Origin of the sequence: Robertmurraya beringensis (assembly GCF_042433785.1) — a bacterium.
Classification (GTDB): Bacteria; Bacillota; Bacilli; order Bacillales; family Cytobacillaceae; genus Robertmurraya_A; species Robertmurraya_A beringensis.
Map to the genome: position 1 here is coordinate 128,208 of NZ_JBHLUU010000126.1, position 13,242 is coordinate 141,449.

General features: G+C 37.3%; 14 protein-coding genes. 5 read left to right on the forward strand and 9 right to left on the reverse strand.

What is annotated here, in order from left to right; translation table 11 throughout:
• Positions 1–50: 50 nt before the first annotated feature.
• The 5 genes from gpsB to ACFFHF_RS22900 all read right to left on the reverse strand — a co-directional run bounded on the left by gpsB (position 51) and on the right by ACFFHF_RS22900 (position 5,367).
• Positions 51–356 carry a cell division regulator GpsB gene (gene gpsB, locus ACFFHF_RS22880; protein WP_160547184.1) on the reverse strand — a complete coding sequence of 102 codons (306 nt, stop codon included), beginning with the start codon at positions 354–356 and terminating at the stop codon, positions 51–53.
• 92 nt (positions 357–448) lie between these two features.
• Positions 449–1,012, reverse strand: coding sequence for an SLOG family protein (locus tag ACFFHF_RS22885; RefSeq protein WP_340906271.1), 564 nt, complete (start codon positions 1,010–1,012; stop codon positions 449–451).
• Positions 1,013–1,087: 75 nt separating this feature from the next.
• Positions 1,088–1,492 carry a CotD family spore coat protein gene (locus ACFFHF_RS22890; protein ID WP_160547182.1) on the reverse strand — a complete coding sequence of 135 codons (405 nt, stop codon included), beginning with the start codon at positions 1,490–1,492 and terminating at the stop codon, positions 1,088–1,090.
• A 324-nt stretch (positions 1,493–1,816) separates the two neighbouring features.
• Entirely contained in the window at positions 1,817–3,079 is a 1,263-nt protein-coding gene (locus ACFFHF_RS22895) for a ribonuclease H-like domain-containing protein (protein ID WP_160547181.1), read from the reverse strand.
• Positions 3,076–5,367 (reverse strand): DEAD/DEAH box helicase, encoded by a 2,292-nt coding sequence (locus tag ACFFHF_RS22900; protein ID WP_160547180.1) that lies wholly within the window; start codon positions 5,365–5,367, stop codon positions 3,076–3,078. Before ACFFHF_RS22900 ends, ACFFHF_RS22895 begins: the two co-directional genes overlap by 4 nt.
• A 155-nt stretch (positions 5,368–5,522) precedes the next feature.
• On the opposite strand from ACFFHF_RS22900, the gene ACFFHF_RS22905 reads away from it, so the two are divergent.
• Together ACFFHF_RS22905 and ACFFHF_RS22910 are read left to right on the forward strand one after the other, a co-directional pair.
• Complete coding sequence (locus ACFFHF_RS22905; RefSeq protein WP_160547179.1) at positions 5,523–6,212, forward strand: Crp/Fnr family transcriptional regulator; 690 nt, start codon at positions 5,523–5,525, stop codon at positions 6,210–6,212.
• A gap of 130 nt (positions 6,213–6,342) precedes the next feature.
• A complete protein-coding gene (locus ACFFHF_RS22910) occupies positions 6,343–6,813 on the forward strand; it encodes an Hsp20 family protein (protein ID WP_160547178.1) in 471 nt (156 codons plus the stop codon).
• A gap of 52 nt (positions 6,814–6,865) precedes the next feature.
• Here the strand turns inward: ACFFHF_RS22910 and ACFFHF_RS22915 are convergent, their stop codons facing one another.
• The gene (locus ACFFHF_RS22915; protein ID WP_340904461.1) at positions 6,866–7,465 is read right to left on the reverse strand and encodes a YppG family protein; all 600 of its coding nucleotides are present in this window, start codon (positions 7,463–7,465) and stop codon (positions 6,866–6,868) included.
• A gap of 203 nt (positions 7,466–7,668) precedes the next feature.
• Between ACFFHF_RS22915 and yppF the strand changes: the two genes are divergently transcribed.
• The gene (gene yppF / locus ACFFHF_RS22920) at positions 7,669–7,860 is read left to right on the forward strand and encodes a YppF family protein (protein ID WP_340904462.1); all 192 of its coding nucleotides are present in this window, start codon (positions 7,669–7,671) and stop codon (positions 7,858–7,860) included.
• Between the two features lie 60 nt (positions 7,861–7,920).
• Here yppF and ACFFHF_RS22925 read toward each other — a convergent pair whose 3' ends face one another.
• The 3 genes from ACFFHF_RS22925 to ACFFHF_RS22935 form a co-directional block, all read right to left on the reverse strand.
• Positions 7,921–8,292 carry a DUF1798 family protein gene (locus tag ACFFHF_RS22925; protein ID WP_160547177.1) on the reverse strand — a complete coding sequence of 124 codons (372 nt, stop codon included), beginning with the start codon at positions 8,290–8,292 and terminating at the stop codon, positions 7,921–7,923.
• A gap of 62 nt (positions 8,293–8,354) precedes the next feature.
• Complete coding sequence (locus ACFFHF_RS22930) at positions 8,355–8,585, reverse strand: hypothetical protein (protein WP_377059147.1); 231 nt, start codon at positions 8,583–8,585, stop codon at positions 8,355–8,357.
• A 359-nt stretch (positions 8,586–8,944) separates the two neighbouring features.
• A complete protein-coding gene (locus ACFFHF_RS22935; protein ID WP_377059154.1) occupies positions 8,945–9,760 on the reverse strand; it encodes a DUF2515 family protein in 816 nt (271 codons plus the stop codon).
• Positions 9,761–9,875: 115 nt separating this feature from the next.
• Here ACFFHF_RS22935 and recU point away from each other — a divergent pair, with 115 nt between their 5' ends.
• Positions 9,876–10,484 carry a Holliday junction resolvase RecU gene (gene recU, locus ACFFHF_RS22940; RefSeq protein ID WP_160547175.1) on the forward strand — a complete coding sequence of 203 codons (609 nt, stop codon included), beginning with the start codon at positions 9,876–9,878 and terminating at the stop codon, positions 10,482–10,484.
• Positions 10,485–10,540: 56 nt separating this feature from the next.
• Positions 10,541–13,114 carry a PBP1A family penicillin-binding protein gene (locus tag ACFFHF_RS22945; RefSeq protein WP_377059148.1) on the forward strand — a complete coding sequence of 858 codons (2,574 nt, stop codon included), beginning with the start codon at positions 10,541–10,543 and terminating at the stop codon, positions 13,112–13,114.
• Positions 13,115–13,242: the final 128 nt, after the last annotated feature.

Consider the following 13,242-nt stretch of genomic DNA (forward strand, 5'->3'; position numbering starts at 1 on the left):
ATATGTAATTGTGAATGAAATATCAATGCCTTCTTACATGGTAATTTCTGTTAATCGTATAATTTGCTACCGAAAACATGCTTTTCTAGATTTGATAATCTTTTAAGAATATCAAAATTTGTTGTTCCAGCAGATGGTTGCTGAACGGAAGGTCTTCGCACGGCTTCTTCTAATTGTTTCTTCAAACGTGCGTTCTCCTGTTGTAGTTCTTCAATTTCTTGCTGTAGAATCTCATAATCTTTAATTACTACATCAAGAAATTTGTCAACATCCTCTGGTTTGTAGCCTCTCATGGCTGTTTTAAATTCTTTTTCCAATATGTCTTTCGCAGTTAGCTTCACTTTATCTATTTGCATTTATTTTTTCACCTCGGTCACTCAAAGAAACATTATCTATATTTTTTCAAAAATATGCACTTTTGTCAATTTTTCTTTTATCTGGGTAACTATTAATAAAAATCATTTTGCTTTTGCTGTTCTTCTTCGACTAATAATTGAAGATCGTAAAAGGTTATTTGTGTAATAGGATATGGATGGTTCTCTTGATATTGTTTGGCGGTTTGTAGTAAGTATTTCGGGCTTCCGTCTCTTTCTTCGTCATATATAAGAAGTAAAGCATCCGTTTTTTGAATGGCAAATTGATTTTTTAGTCGAAATTGGGCTGGACTATCGTACTTCCTTTTTGTGACTGAGTCTACATAGTTGGCCGTTTGGATAATCGAGTGATACCACTCCTTATTTTTATCGCTCCAATTTCCTTCTTGCTCTAGAAATGGGGTAATTATTGCTAGTTTTATGTCCGGATAGTCCTTTTTACGCAGTTCAATGACAACTTCTGCCGCCCACATTTCTACTCCAAGCTGACCTGATACCATTACCCATTCAAGCCCCTGGTCTAACAGCTGTAGAAGCGCTTTTTTTATTGCCAGTTTTATGTACACGACGCCAGGATCATTTTCTTTAAATATCCCTAGTTCACTGGCCTTATAACCCGATATATATACCACTTTAATCAATAATTTGCTCCCTCTCTCAAGGTCTTATATATGAATAAACAAGGGCTTATCAATAAGCCCTTGTTAGAAGTATTATCTTCCAAAAGATGGTCCAGGTCCTGCTCCAAAGCCTGGCGCTCCAGGTCCTGCTCCGAATCCTGGGCCTGCTCCAAATCCTGGGCCTGCTCCGAATCCTGGGCCTGCTCCAAATCCTGGGCCTGCTCCGCATCCTGGGCCTGCTCCGAATCCTGGCGCTGGAAATGGTCCAGGTACAGGACGTGGTGGTGCAAAGCTTTGAGTATGAGTCACTTCATTAACAACAGACTGTGTTTGTGGGAAGAAGTGTTGGTGATCATAATTGATGTGATTTACAGTTGTTGTATGCTGAGGGTGAATATGTGGCACCACATTATTTGAGAAAGTATGATTTACACAGCATTTCGTTGGGTGAACAACAGCAGGTAATACATTAGTAGGTCCGCAATGTTTTTTAAACATATTTGAGCTTCTCCTTTCGAATAGTGTTTTTGTGTTTTACAATAACAGCCTATGATAAAGGAGTCCATCTTGTACTAATACAAATACCTATTTTCGCTGATTTCTTTTTAGTAGCTCCAAGGTTTACATTAATGTATAAAAACTTTCTTTTAAGTTCGTAAAAATAATGGCAGTTAAACAGACAACAAGAAAAAACATAAACAAAATTGCTTTATACATCGAATTCATCCATCTCCACTTTTTATTCTATCTTTCTATCACTCAATGATACATTTTACTCTCTATTTTAAGGGGAGACAACACCAAAAAGGCGTATTTTGTCGATTATTTTTTTACATTTTTGTTACAAGATTTTCTTGTAATTCGTTCCAACCGTTTCGCAAGATCCATTTCCTGGTCAACCTTACGATCACTACGTTTCTCAAGTAATAACTTTGCTTTCTGACCAAAAAGAAGTGCCTTCTTGTAATCCTTTTTTTTATGTTCATACCACTTGGAAAGTTCAAGTGAGGATTCAAATGCAATGACATCATCAGATATTTTCGACAAATTTAACCAAATTCCACTAGCTGCTTCATAATCTTTCTTCTTTTTTAATTGCAAAGATAGTTGCCATTGAGATTGATAGGCTTCCATACTCTCCCCTGAAGCTAATTCGATAAAAGTATTTTCAGCAGCCAAATTTTGGCCAAGGTATGTAAACCATCGGCCTACCTCAAAAGCTTCTTTCTCCGTTTGGTTTTGGTCCATTCTTAAGATCTGAAATGTTAAATGAGTATACAAACTAATCAGAGATAGAATATCTATCTCGTTATGTTTGATAATTCCAAGCATTCCTTCTGGTTTTTGCGTTTCAACGTAGTCAAAATAAATCATTGGGGCTAAAAATCCTGGAACGTCATCGACTCTTTGAATTTCAAGGATTTCCTTCTCAACAATCGAGAGCTTTAAACGTTCTAGCTTATGCTTCCATAATCTTCGAGAGGCATGAAATAGATCGAAATGACCAAATGAAGGCAACATTGGAACATGAGCTTTTACAAGTGTATGCCTTGTTTTAACTTGTGGCCAATCAAAAGCTTTTCCGTTATACGTCACTAGCGTCGTATAATCAACCTTTTCAAGAAAACTAGTATACAGAGGAATTTCACTTCCAGGCCGTGGAAGAATATGCTGTCTAACAATAAAATGATTATCTTCCAACGTAGCATGTCCAAGAAGAAAAATCGTATTTCCTACCCCCCCTCCAAGTCCTGTTGTCTCTGTATCGAAAAAAAATAATTGCTCTGGTAAAAACCCTTTTGCTGACAGGGGATGTGAGATATTCGAGTTATTCCAAGCCTTCACTGCGTCAATAAATTCACCTAGCTTATATCTACCGTGTTGGTAATCTAAAGGATATTTCACTTCCCTTACCAGGCAATAGTCGTCTTCTAAAAAGAATGGAGAAACTCCATTTTCCCTCCACACATCAATAAAAGGAATCTCCTTATTCGTCTTTACAGGTAGAGAGCTCGAACTTTGTTTCGAGCTCTCTGGAATGGATAGATGAGGTTTTAACCGATTTAGTTTATTTTTTAAGCTCAACTGACTCTACCCTTTCCCACTTCATATAGAAACATATTTAATATTTTCAAGCAGTCAATTTTTGCTGTTTCCTCCATAGGATCTGTGCCTATACAAGATGGACAACCGTGATGACAATTACACCGGGTAATCATCTCTGTCGCCTCTTTAATAATTATTTCCATTCCCTCATAGATCTTTTCGCTAAGTCCAATTCCTCCAGGGTAGCGGTCATAGAAAAATAACGTTGGCTTTTCATTATGCACTGCTTTCACTTGTGGAACGACATGAATATCCTGTGGGTCACACATGACAAATAAAGGAGCTATATGTTTAAACGCGTGGGAAATACCAATTAAGCCCTGATCCAAACGTTCATCTGGTAATTCACTGGAGTCTTTATCAATAGAAATCCACGCAGAGCTCGTATGAAGCTCAACTTCCGGTAAATGAATCGGTCCCGAACCTATATTTTCATGTGTCTCAAATTTGATTTTTTTAAAGATGGTTGCTTTGGCCAATACGCTAACATCCCCATAAGCAATTTCCACCATAGAATTTTCCCTATCTTTATCAATTTCTAATACCTTTAATTCAACCGCTAAATTGGCGTCCGTAAAATAATCGACGGCTACCTCGCGAACGAATGCCTTCTTTTCCTCCCAATCAAGCTTTTCTACTTGAAATTGTGTTCCTTGATGCAAATAAATAGCCTCTTCATGAAGCAAGGTCATACTTGAGAAAAGATCCATTTCACCAATCACACGGGCTTTGGATACATCAGATTGATCGATTATAACCACATTATCTTGTGAGGCTGAACGCAAGCTAATGTTGTGTGCAGGGAATGAATCATTCATCCAGTAGTATTTCTCCCCATTTTCAAAAAGCACGCGCTCTTCTACTAAGTATTCTAGAAGTTCTTCGATTTCCATTTCTCCAAAATAGTCACCTTTCTTAAACGGTAACTCATAGGCTGCACACTTCAAATGATCAATAAGTATAATCAAGTTATCTTTGTTTATTCTCGCTGTTTCTGGGCTGCTTGTAAAAAAATAATCAGGATGCTGAATAATGTATTGATCCAGGGGACTAGAGCTCGCAACAAGGATGACTAACGATTCCCCATGCCTTCTCCCGGCTCTTCCCGCTTGTTGCCATGAACTTGCGATGGAACCTGGATAACCGGTCATAATACATACCTGCAGCTGACCAATATCCACTCCTAATTCCAAAGCGTTTGTACTAACGACACCATAAATGTCTCCGTTCCTTAGTCCTTTTTCAATCTCTCGTCTCTCCGAGGGCAGATATCCTCCTCGGTATCCTCTTATTGCTTTTGGCCCAAGCTGATACTTTACAAGATCTTGGAGATACGTTAATAAAATTTCGACCCTCACTCTGCTTTTTGCAAAAACGATCGTTTGAATTTTATTTTTTAATAATGTACGTGCGATCTTTCTAACCTCAAGCGTTGCGCTTCTTCGAATATTTAAAGGCTTGTTTACAATTGGCGGGTTATAAAAAAGAAAATGCTTTCTGCCACTTGGTGCACCGTTATTATTAATTAATCTCATGTTTGTTTCTGTTAAATGTTCGGCTAACTCAAGTGGATTAGCAATCGTTGCAGAAGTACAGATAAAAATAGGGTTACTTCCATAAAATTCACAGATTCTTTTCAAGCGTCTTATCACATTTGCGACATGACTCCCAAAAACACCACGATAGATATGTAGCTCGTCAATAACAACAAACTTTAGATTTTCAAATAACGACACCCACTTTGTATGATGAGGGAGAATGGCCGAATGAAGCATATCTGGGTTTGTGATGACAACATGCCCGGCCTTTCGTACTTTTTCTCTTATATTCGCTGGAGTATCTCCATCATAAGTGTAGCTATTAATTTGGAGCTCTGTCGCTTGTATTAGCTCATTAAGCTCACTTTTTTGGTCCTGTGCTAGCGCTTTAGTCGGAAAGATATACAAAGCTCTTGAATCCATCGATTCAATGATCGTTTGGATAACAGGTAGATTGTAACAAAGCGTCTTGCCAGAAGCCGTAGGAGTTACTGCAACAACACTTTCACCCTGTCTAATCGCTTCATAAGATGATTTCTGATGTGTATACAGCCTTCCAATCCCTCTCTCCTGCAATGCCCTTTGTAAATTGGCATGAAGGTCATTTGGCAATTCTGACGTTTTAGCTTCTTTTTCTTCTATTGTATGCCAATGCACAATTTGGTCTTTAAATTCATCATTTTTCTTCATTTCTACAATAAGTTCCTGTAAATTTTTTCTTACCTTCATGTACAGATCACCTCTATAACTCTATCATATCGAATAAACGTTCGTAATTAAAGACTTGTTTAAAAATAACAATGTTTCCCACAAACCTATTCTTTCAGGTTTGGATGTTTGGTAAAATAGATACTAGGTTATTGCAAAAATAGAGGTGAGTAGAAATGAAGAGTCCTGAAATAAAAAATGTATTAGCGGAGTTCTCCTTGTTTCGAAGCTTAGATGAAGATGAGCTTCAAAAAATTGTTGATATATCTATCTCAAGAGATTGGAACCGTGGAAGTCATGTTTTTATGCAGGATGATCCACTTGAAAACGTATATTTTATCCATTCTGGTAAAGTAAAGATATATAAAAGTGATATAAACGGGAAAGAACAAATCGTTGCGATCTTAAAAAAAGGGGAAATGTTCCCACATGTTGGTTTCTTTCGAAAAGGAGGATACCCTGCTTATGCAGAAGTATTGGAGGCTACAACCTTAGTAGTGGTACCTATCTTACCATTTGAAAAGGTCCTTATTGAGAATCCTACGCTTTGTATTAAAGTATTTAACGTATTAAGTGAGAAAATTGTTGATCTGCAAGACCGCTTAGAAGCACAAATCCTTAATAATACATATGAACAAATTATCAAGCTGCTGATTCGCTTAGCAAAATTACATGGTAAAGAAACAAATGGAATCTTCACGTTAAATGGTGAATTTACTAATAAAGACTTAGCCAATATGATTGGAACAACACGTGAAACCGTCAGCCGTACTCTCACCAAAATGAAAAAAGAGGAGCTTATTGAAGTCGATAGCAACGGTACGATGACTTTTGTCCTCGATGATCTACTTGAAGAATTAATTTAATAAAAATGGACGCATACATGTTGGTATGCGTCCATTTTTTCTATTTTCTTAGCTGTTACAAAAGGATGAACCGCCTATGTACAAAATGCATAATCTGTAAGGGAGAAATCATAAAGAGAGGGGTAGGATCATGTCTAATAATCTTCCAGACAAACCAAATCGCAACAATCGTCCTGAACCATTCGGTGAGATTGCCAAAGCGATGAATGACTTTTTTCAAGAAAGACCAGTCAAAGGTTTTTTACAAAGCATAGATGAGTTCTTCAACCTTCCGTTTGCCACCTTTCCCGTTTCTGTAAAAAGTTACGACAGGGAGCATCATATCGTTGCAGAACTTCCAGGAATTAGAAAGGAACAAATTAGTATCGATGTCCTTAACAATACTCTGACGATCACAGTGAAACACGGTGAAGTGATTATAGAAGAAGATGATGTTCATAAAGCGTATAGGAGAAAAAATAAAATGCAGCACATGAGCAGAACTATTACTCTACCTCAGGCTATAAACGAAAAAAAGGTAAAGGCCTCTTACCATGATGGCTTACTAACGATTATTGTGCCGAAGCTTCCTGGAAAGAAAATTCATATTATAAATGATTAAGCAGACTTTTTTCTGCTTATTTTTTTACCATGTAAAAAGGTATAGGGCTAGCCTATACCTTAAACATTCCTCCTAGCCCCTTCACCATCGAAGACACTTGTGTGACTGCATTCATCATCTGTCCAGCTGTATCAACCATTTTGTTAACGTCAAATGTTCCATCCTGTGTTTTAAAAGAGTTCATGATTGATTTCATACCAGTTGGCGGTCGCGGTATAGCAGATTGCTTAGGATAGGGGTGAGAAAATGGTTGGTTATATTGACCATATGCAAATTGATTATGATAAGATACTTCAGGTTGTTGAAGAGGATTATGAAGAACGGCTTCCGAAATCTTATGCTTCTTATCTGGTTGGTAAAGTGGATTTCCCTGATAGGGATAATCATAACCCTGTCCCGGAAACCCTCCCCCTCCGTACGGATAGGCTGGGCCATATAAGGATTCATTAGGTAAATAATTATAGGTTTGTAATGGTCCAGCGTAATTCATATTGTACATAGGAACATTCATAGGTTGTTCAAAGTAGTTGGCGTATGCCTCTGGCCGAGTATGGACTGCTTCATTTCCCCAAATATAAGGATAGGTTTCATTCATTACCGGTTGTTGTTGTGGACGATAATATCTTGATCGTTTATATCTTTGACCGAACAAGGGCACACAACCTCCTTTCTTATATTCACTGCTATAATTTATGTTTCATCCGCCTAGATGGTGAATAAAGAATAAAATAACTGCTATTAATCACCAATTTTGTCTAACGGTGTCGGAAGTCTTAATATTTAAAAAAACATCGATTTGTGCATCCACATGATACGATGATAGAGAAGAAACAACCTATATAGGGGGGAATTTAGGTGAATATTCAAGAATTAAAAAATCATTTCCAACTAATTAAAAAATACGAAGCACAAGAGGTAAACGAGTTATTGGATTTTGTTAAGAAATGTTATATTTACAATGAAATAACCACTTGTGACTATCGAAATCTTGTATATGAACTTGAGATACTAGGTGCAAAAACCCCTGAACTTGAATCATCTATGTAATATACATTCTTATAAACAGAAAAAAGTAGCACCTCTCCTAAATGGCGAGTGTGCTACTTTTTATGTTTCATATTTATTTATATTTTCTCGTAATACAGTTAAAACATATCTTACAGACTGAAGGTAGTTTATGAATCTTGTTCGACTAGTTTCAGGAAAAAAAGCTTGTACAGAGATCATTTCCAATTGTTCGGCTGCTGATTCAATTTGACTAGTATGAAGGTTTTTCGGTCGATTCCTCTTTATCCAAGACGCCGCTTCCACTTTCCAGTGATCTACCACTTCTTTTACTTCATCAGCAAATGGTTTTACCTGTGAAAAAAAATCACCCTTCTCACCTGACATCTTCACAGAAAGAAATGTATCATCAATTTCTTTTGTATATTCGTACAAACGTTCATTTAATTCACTTAACATTGATTGATTATCCAAGTTGCCATGCTCCTTTATCACATATACCCCTACTATAAAGGATAAACGAGAATATTAAAAATTTAAGCTGTCGTTCTCTTATGTTCTCTATCATTTATAGACTTATTTTGGGCTAAATTGAATTTCCCTTCTAGTATATAATATCGATTTTCCGTTTTCCATAAGCTTTTTTGTTGTTGCTTTAACATATCTGCTTCTACATCAGGCAGTTTAAAATCGATGGATTTCTCTAGTTCCTCAAGATCATTGTGGATTTCAGAAAGCATTTGTAAAATATCTGATTTTTGAATCATCGAACATCCCTCCAAGAATAATTTCAGCTCTATTTAAATCTCTTTTGTACTTAATTCTTTGTTTTCCTCTAAGCTCCTTCCCTTATGACAAAACTAGAAGCAATTCGCCAAAAGAAGTGTAAAATTTTTGTTCTCCTAACTAGGTTTCGACATGAATGAAAAAATGGAGGATGAAACAAACTAATCTCGGAGGTGGTAAAGAATGAAAAAGAGAAATCAAAACAATGAAAAAGAAAATACTCAACCAAAAAAGCTGGAAGAAACAAAACCTGGGTACGGAGATAAAAAGCTTGAAGGTATTGATCGCCCTTCAACATAAAGAGATATAAAAAGCAAGAATCTATGAAGATTCTTGCTTTTTATATACGATTCTTCATTTGAAGTAAGTTATAACACATAATAAAAAAACGAATTTGCTTCTGATTATTGGAGTACCAATGAGTCATTTCCCATGGGTGTCGGTGAATAATCTCCGTTCTGAACCATTTATTTTTCACGGAAGGGTGTTTTGTCCACTCATTTGGAAGATGAATATGGTGTTTTATAACTGGGTACGTTTCTTTTAAGAAAGGAGTAGTTTCTTCCTTGTTTTTCATAAATTGTTCATAATCATACCTTGAGCCAGTGTGTGCGGTTGTTTTTGCAAAATGAAAGACCTTACTAAATACATCGGGATTAAACAGAATATCAGCCAATCTTCTACCTAAATCAATCCGGTTATCCACATCTTGAAAGCCATATACACTTGCTCCATAAAGCTCTCCATGATGAGTAGGAAATAAAACAGCACTAAAATGAAGATAATCCTGAAAGGCAAAGAGAAGTGAGTGAAACATTGGAGTATTTAGTTTCGTCGAATAATCATACAGCAACAATTGGGGGTATGCATCCTGAAAGATTAACCAATTGGCTCGCTCATAAGTTAAAAACAATTGTTTTCTAGTTTCTGGTTCTAAAGCTTGAGGAAACCACTTTCCCTCTAATTCACACATATTCCAGCCAGCGTTTCTTGACACCATACTAGCCAAAAAAGACCAAAGAATATCCGAATGATTTAAAAAATACGTAAAATAAGCATCGGTTCTTGAAATATTGTCTAAATTACCCGACTCAACTTTTTGCTTAATTACTGTAATAATTTGATTCTCATCTAAATGATTAATAGTATTTTTGATATCTTTTTACTCCCTTCCAATGCTATCTTACGTTATAATTCGTTAATCGGTAGTTTTTATTCACCCTATCTGGGAGCAATTTTGGTATGATAGTGTAGTTAAAGAGGTGTAAGAAATGAATATTCATTATCCTAATGGAAGAAAGTTTATGAATCAGTTAAGCACCAGTCAAACAGTGAAAGCACGTAAGGACCCAACCTATAGCAACCGAGGAATGACATTAGAGGAGGATCTAAACGAAACAAATGAATTTTACTTATTAAATAATATTGCCGTTATTCACAAAAAACCCACACCGGTTCAAATTGTTGAAGTAAATTATCCAAAAAGAAGTGCTGCTGTAATAAAAGAAGCCTATTTCAAGCAAGCCTCCACAACAGATTACAACGGCGTATATAAGGGCAAATACATTGATTTTGAAGCAAAGGAAACAAAAAATTCAACTTCTTTCCCCCTACAAAATTTTCATGAGCACCAAATTCAGCACATGGAAAAAGTCATTCAACAAGATGGAATTTGCTTTGTTATTCTTCGTTTTTCAAGTACAGAAGAAATGTTTCTGTTAGAAGCAAAGCAATTGTTATCGTATTGGGAGCGTATGAAAGTAGGAGGTCGAAAGTCTATTACAAAAGAAGAACTTCTCTCGACAGCACATCCTATTTCACTTGGCTTTCGCCCTAGAATTGACTATATTAAGAAAATAGATTGTTTATATAATCTCTAATTTTATCTTTTTCTAAAGGGGAAGTAAGCTTTTTAGTAAGAAAGGAAGGAAACAATATGGCAGAGCAATATCAATCTAGAGAGGAGCGCCGCAAACAGTTAGAAAAGCAGAAACAATCTAATAAGAAAAAAGGCAAAAAGCCTGCAAAAGGATTGTTCATGAAGATTTTTCTTATCCTTGTCGCACTTGGAATTACAGGGATTGTTGTCGGTGCTGCTACATTTGCATATATGATTAAAGACACTCCAGAGCTTGATGAAACGCTTTTAAAGGATCCGATCTCCTCCCAAGTGTTTGATATGAACGGGGAACCTTTCACGGAAATAGGGTCTGTGAAAAGGGACTATGTAAATTACGAAGATATTCCGGAAACGGTCAGAGACGCCTTCATTGCAACGGAAGACTCTCGCTTTTTTGAACATAATGGAATTGACTTGATTCGTTTAGGTGGCGCCGTCATCGCGAACGTTACCGACGGCTTCGGCTCTGAAGGAGCTAGTACGATTACACAGCAGGTTGTAAAAAATTCATTCTTAACGCATGAAAAAACTCTTTCACGTAAAGCACAAGAAGCATGGCTTTCTTTTCAGCTAGAACAAAAGTATACAAAGGAAGAAATCTTTGAAATTTACGTGAATAAAAACTGGATGGGTAGTGGTGGACACGGTGTCGCTACAGCTGCGAAAACATATTACGGTAAAAGCTTAGATCAACTTACATTAGATGAAGCAGCATTATTAGCTGGTTTGCCACAGAGTCCAGCAAATTATGACCCTTTCAAATATCCTGAAAATGCAAAAAAACGAAGGGATATTGTTCTCTCATTAATGAATCAACACGGCTATATTTCAGAGGAAGAAAAGGTTGATGCTCAATCGGTTGATGTGTCTGCTGCACTTGTCCCAGAAGACCAACGTGAGACCAATGGAGAAATTGCCTATGATTCCTTTGTAGGACAGGTTATTAAAGAAATTGAAGAAAAGTATCCGGATCTTGATCCTTTCTCTGAAGGATTAAAAATTTACACAACATTAGATACAAGTGCTCAAGACTATGTAGAACAAATTCTAGATGGCAATGAAATAGTTGAATTTCCTGATGAAAAATTTCAAGCTGGAATTACCTTATTAGATACAAAAACTGGCGCCATTCGTGCGCTCGGTGGTGGAAGAAACCAAACACAAACATTCGGATTTAACTATGCGACTGACCCAAGACGTCAGCCTGGATCGACTATAAAACCAGTTTTAGACTACGGTCCTGCCATTGAATACTTGAACTGGGGAACGTATCAGACATTAGTGGATGAACCATATACGTATTCAAGTGGGCAAGAAATTAATAACTGGGATAACAAGCATATGGGCTCGATGACGATGAGAACAGCTCTTGCTCTTTCACGTAACATACCTGCATTAAAAGCGATGCAAGAGGTTGGGCTTGATAAATCAAAAGAATTCGGCGCGAAACTTGGAATCCCTGTTAGTGAGTTAACGGAATCCTATTCCATTGGTGGATTAGGTGGAGCCGATAAAGGAGTTTCCTCCCTCCAGATGGCAGGTGCATATAGCGCATTCGGTAATAACGGGTTTTATACAGAACCATATTCCGTTGTTACAATCGAACTTCGTGATGGAACAAAGCTTGACTTAAAACCAGAAACTGAAGTGGTTATGAAAGATTATACAGCTTTTATGATCACAGATATGTTAAAGGATGTTTTAACATACGGTACGGGTTCTCGTGCAAGAGTAGACGGCCTTGCTGTCGCTGGTAAAACGGGTACGACGAACTACCCTACTGCTGAACGAGATAAATATGGAATCCCTAAGGGTGCTGTTCCTGATTCTTGGTTTGTTGGTTACACAACCAACTACACAGCAGCGGTCTGGACAGGATATGATGATCGTACGCAAAATTGGCTAACAAGTGATGAACAGAAAATCTCACAATATATCTTTAAAAATCTTATGACCCATGTTTCTCAAGGAAAAGAAACGGCTGACTTTGCAGTACCTAGCAGTGTAGAAAAAGTTCGAATCGAAAAAGGTACGTTCCCTGCTAAGCTAGCAAGTGAATATACTCCTAATGATCAAGTAATCATTGAGTATGCAGTTAAAGGAAGTGCACCAAAACAAGTATCGAACAAATATGATAAGCCTGCAGCACCTAGTAATTTAAAAGTAACTCTTGATGAAGCGACGAAGGAACTTCTTGTTACTTGGGAATACAGCGGTGACAATGCGGAAGGCGTACAATTCCAATTATATGGTTCCTTAAATGATGGTGGCGAACAACTTCTAAAAACCACTACAGAAAAGCAGGTTCGCTTAAAAGCTGAAACACCAGGCTACTATACCTTCAAGGTAATTGCCGTTCGTGACACTCAGCTAAGTGAAGCAGTTACTACAACCATTGAGGTATTGATTCCTCAAGAGGAAGAAGAGCAAGAGGTGGAAGAGGAAGAAACCGAAAATGAGGAAGGAACCGACGAGGAAACCACCGAAACGGGAGAAACAGGCGGTAATTCCAATAATGGAAATACTGGTACCGGAACTGGTAACGGAAATACTGGTACTGGTACAGGAAATACTGGTAATACTAGCAATCAAGGATCAGGTAATAATTAATAATCGAGTAGGGGTAGCCATTTCTGACCACCCCTCTCACAGAGCTCGTACGTGCGGATCTTCGCATACGGCTCTTCCCACTAATCCCCTTTGGGGACAACAGTTGTAAATCTAGATTCAAGACTGAC

Bases quoted from the DNA above. Each gene is read 5' to 3' on its own strand.
- ACFFHF_RS22905 (WP_160547179.1), top strand. From the start codon at position 5,523: ATGAAGAGTCCTGAAATAAAAAATGTATTAGCGGAGTTCTCCTTGTTT.
- gpsB (WP_160547184.1), bottom strand. From the start codon at position 356: ATGCAAATAGATAAAGTGAAGCTAACTGCGAAAGACATATTGGAAAAA.
- ACFFHF_RS22930 (WP_377059147.1), bottom strand. From the start codon at position 8,585: ATGATTCAAAAATCAGATATTTTACAAATGCTTTCTGAAATCCACAAT.
- recU (WP_160547175.1), top strand. From the start codon at position 9,876: ATGAATATTCATTATCCTAATGGAAGAAAGTTTATGAATCAGTTAAGC.
- ACFFHF_RS22890 (WP_160547182.1), bottom strand. From the start codon at position 1,492: ATGTTTAAAAAACATTGCGGACCTACTAATGTATTACCTGCTGTTGTT.
- ACFFHF_RS22945 (WP_377059148.1), top strand. From the start codon at position 10,541: ATGGCAGAGCAATATCAATCTAGAGAGGAGCGCCGCAAACAGTTAGAA.
- ACFFHF_RS22900 (WP_160547180.1), bottom strand. From the start codon at position 5,367: ATGAAGGTAAGAAAAAATTTACAGGAACTTATTGTAGAAATGAAGAAA.
- ACFFHF_RS22910 (WP_160547178.1), top strand. From the start codon at position 6,343: ATGTCTAATAATCTTCCAGACAAACCAAATCGCAACAATCGTCCTGAA.